This is a genomic window from Pseudomonas sp. 05T35 (assembly GCF_056396605.1).
Genome location: NZ_JBFTLU010000520.1, coordinates 1 through 2,873 on the forward strand (window position 1 = coordinate 1; position 2,873 = coordinate 2,873).

Below are 2,873 nucleotides of genomic sequence, written 5' to 3' on the forward strand. Positions count from 1 at the left end.
CAACTGCAGCACACGCGCAGCAGTCCGTCCCAACGGTGTTTCTCCACCGGCCCCATGGCTGTGACTTCCTAGGATCAACAAATCCACCGAGAGTTTCTGTGCCTGATCAAGAATGACCTGCGACGGATCGCCCTGGAACACTCTGACCGATTGAATCAGCTCCAGGTCCTGCTGCCCCTCCCCCAACTCTTCGCGGAAGCTGTCGAATACCCGCTGCTCGATATTGGCCATCACCGTGTTCAAACCCTGACTGTGAAATTCATTCAAGGCTTGCTCGTCGAGATAGCTCTGCAACACCGATTCGGCAAAAAGCCCCATGGGCTCAACTGCGTGTACCACGTACAGATCGGCTTTGAATGTTCGTGCCAATGCCAATGCATGCTGCATCACAAAGGGTGCGTACAGGCCGAGGTCAGTGGCATACAGCATCGAATGGATCATTTGATCTCCTCGAATGCAAAGATGGCGGCGATTAATTCAGCTTAGCAGCGCCACAGCGATACGACGTTCTGCGCAAGGCATTGAACGTTGGGCTTAAATCTTCAGTTCATTACTGATGCCGTGAGGGACGTGACCGGTGGCGACCACCTCACGCGCCAACTCGCAGTGGCCTGCCTGGTCATCGAAAAATACGTCGGCGGCGAAGGCTTCAAGAAACGCCGATTTCGCCAGTCCGCCGAGAAACAGCGATTCGTCGAGTCGAATATCCCACTCGCGCAAGGTACGGATTACCCGCTCGTGGGCCGGTGCCGAACGCGCGGTCACCAGTGCAGTGCGGATCGGGCAGCTGTCATCAGGAAACTCGCGCTGCAACAGATTGAGCGCTGCCAGAAAGCCTTTGAACGGCCCACCACGCAATGGCTCGCGAGCGGCTTCACGCTCGTTGGCCTGAAACGCTTCGAGGCCATCCGACTGATACACCCGCTCCGACTCATCGGAAAACAACACGGCGTCGCCATCGAAGGCAATGCGCAATTCCTCGCTCGCAGCGCGGCTCGCACCGCCCGACAGAATAGTCGCCGCCGCGAAGCCGGCATCGAGGGCACTGCGTACGTCATCGGCGTGGGTGGAGAGAAACAGATCGCAGCCGAAGGCCTTCAGGTAGGGATACGGACTGCGCCCGCCAACAAACGCTGCGCGGGAAATCGTCAGGCCGTAATGGTGAATCGAGTTGAAGACTCGCAAACCGGTGTCTGCGCTATTGCGCGACACCAGCACCACCTCGACCCGCGCCCGACCGAGGCTGGTATTGAGGTTCAACAGTTTTTGCACCAGCGGGAACGCATCACCCGGCTCGAGGATTTCATCTTCGTGCTCGATCTGATACTGCCGATAAACCTCGACGCCGCTCGCCAGATAGAGCTTGTGGCTTTCGCTCAGGTCGAACAGTGCCCGCGAAGAAATCGCCAGCACCAGTTTGTCGCCTATCCCTTTTGCCATGCTGCTCCCCCCGGGTGAAACGACTTAACCGTTATGCCGATCGACAAAACTCAAGGCCTGATACAAGGCCTCGACTTTCGGCAACTCGCAACCGGCGGCCTTGGCGGCGGCCAGTGGCCGCGCATAAATCGCGGCCAATTCCAGTGGCCGTTTATGCTGGTAGTCGTGGTACATGCTCGGCCAGTAGTCCGGCATTTTTTCAGTGACCTTGAACAGGTGCTCGGCATACCCCGGCGGCATGCTGTGGCCACAGGCAAGTGCGCCCGTCACCACTTCCGCCATCAACGCCTGAATCAGTTCACGGCTGCTGTCATCGGCCATCAGCGGTGTCGTGCTCGCGCCGAGCAAGACCGATAAACCGTTGTAAGGAACATTCCAGACCAGTTTTTGCCAACGCGCCTGCTGAAGGTTGACCATCGCCTGCGATTCAAGACCGGCGGTACGAAACAGCCCCGCCCCTTGCTCGACAATCGCCTGACGCGCCGTCTCGTCATCAAGCGCCGGTCCACTGTGATAACCCACGTTCACCGCACCGAATGCCTGATGTTCGATCACTCCGGGACCCGAGCGATGCACGCAGATAAAGCACAAACCACCCAACAAGTGCAGGGAGTCGGGTAACAGATCACGCAGGCTGTCTTCGACATCCAGACCATTTTGCAGCAACAGGACCTTCGCCCCCGGCGCCGCGGCCTTGATGATCGCCGGTGCAAGCCCGGCGTTGCTGGTGGTTTTCGCGCCGACCAGCAACCAGTCGCACAGCGGCATATCGTCGGCCGACGAATACGCCTGAACCGGATTCAAGGTCAACGCACCATAGGGCACGCTGTTGAGTTGCAGGCCGCGCTTGGCGACCGCTGAAAACTCGCTGCGCAACAGAAAGTGCACATCCAACCCGGCCCGAGCCAGCATCACGCCGTAAAAGCCACCGATCGCCCCGGTGCCGATAATGCCGATTCTCGGCTTTTCAACTGCTGTGCCCGTCATGGCAACTCCTCTGGATTTCGACTCAGCGCCTGCCCCAACGCAGCATTCAGTTCGGTGCGGGCCAGACGCGACTGTAGCGCCCCATAAAACTCGCCATCACGCACGACAAACAACGCGGGCAAATGAAAGACCTGATAACGCTCCACCACGCCACCGTTGTTCCCCGCGTCGATCCAGCACAGCTGATCGACATCAAGCTCCAGTTCCGGCAACTGCTGGCGCGCCCAACGGCAACTGGAACAGCCGACGCTGGTAAAAATCACCAGCGACACACCACTCATCGCCAACAGCCGCTGGTCGGCATCGAAATCAGTCAGCTCGCATTCGACAACTATACTGGGTGAAGCACTGTCGAATGACCGACACTTGGAGTCTGTGTTCATGGGGCGCTTTATTCCTCATCCTGACGATGTGCCTGTCGAGTTAATGTTGCGCAAGCATCAGTG

The 2,873-nt window shown here is 58.4% G+C and carries 4 protein-coding genes; all 4 read right to left on the reverse strand.

Annotated elements, in window-relative coordinates; genetic code table 11:
* The coding region (locus tag AC1DH9_RS26455) for a universal stress protein (protein ID WP_477809090.1) at nucleotides 1-441 on the reverse strand (441 nt) is incomplete at its 3' end.
* Nucleotides 442-534: 93 nt separating this feature from the next.
* Nucleotides 535-1,440 carry a 5'-nucleotidase gene (locus AC1DH9_RS26460; protein WP_427543502.1) on the reverse strand — a complete coding sequence of 302 codons (906 nt, stop codon included), beginning with the start codon at nucleotides 1,438-1,440 and terminating at the stop codon, nucleotides 535-537.
* 24 nt (nucleotides 1,441-1,464) lie between these two features.
* Nucleotides 1,465-2,427 (reverse strand): putative 2-dehydropantoate 2-reductase, encoded by a 963-nt coding sequence (locus AC1DH9_RS26465; protein WP_427543499.1) that lies wholly within the window; start codon nucleotides 2,425-2,427, stop codon nucleotides 1,465-1,467.
* Nucleotides 2,424-2,810 (reverse strand): thioredoxin family protein, encoded by a 387-nt coding sequence (locus AC1DH9_RS26470; RefSeq protein ID WP_427543496.1) that lies wholly within the window; start codon nucleotides 2,808-2,810, stop codon nucleotides 2,424-2,426. Before AC1DH9_RS26470 ends, AC1DH9_RS26465 begins: the two co-directional genes overlap by 4 nt.
* Between the last annotated feature and the right edge of the window lie 63 nt (nucleotides 2,811-2,873).